Annotated in this window: 1 protein-coding gene; it reads right to left on the reverse strand. The window is 41.1% G+C overall.

Features of this window, described 5'->3' with window-relative positions; genetic code table 11:
* Nucleotides 1–567, reverse strand: a 567-nt coding sequence (locus tag GVN22_RS27680; RefSeq protein ID WP_370520498.1) for a transposase, incomplete at both ends; no start/stop codon positions are given.

A 567-nucleotide genomic window follows, 5' to 3' on the forward strand; every position in this document is an offset into this window, starting at 1 on the left:
CCTTTGCTATCTATCTTTTCGCCTTTGTAGGTTAGTATTGCTCGTTTGCTGCCTTCTTGCGTACATTGGTAATAGTTAGCCTCTTTATGGTAGGTAAATCCTGTTCGTTCTGATTTGTACTGTCCAAAGTTGGGTATCCATGCGTTGATGCCTTTAGCGTCCAAATAGGCCAAAGCTTCGCCACTGCTATAACCGCCATCGGCTAAGACCTCTCCCAATTCAATATCATGTTCTGATAAATTCCCTTTTGTTAGTTCCAGAATTTGGGCTAAACATTGGCTATCTCGTTTGTCGGCAAAATCAGCGCATGCACCAGTGATTACATGATGAGCATCGTCCACTGCTATTTGCCCAAAATAGTTTAACTGACGAGCCTTCCCGGGTTTTACACTGATGCGTGCATCCGTATCGGTAGGTGAATAATGGGTATGGTTTGACACATATTTGGGACGAATCAGATTCCCATTCTCATCAAGCTTCTCAGTGTTACTGTAAGCTTCCCCAAAAATAGTACGGATTAAAAGTTTAAAAAGTGTGATATTTTTTAACTTTAGGTAAGTATTATGA

Source organism: Cellulophaga sp. BC115SP, assembly GCF_009905545.1.
Lineage (GTDB): Bacteria > Bacteroidota > Bacteroidia > Cytophagales > Spirosomataceae > Flectobacillus > Flectobacillus rivi.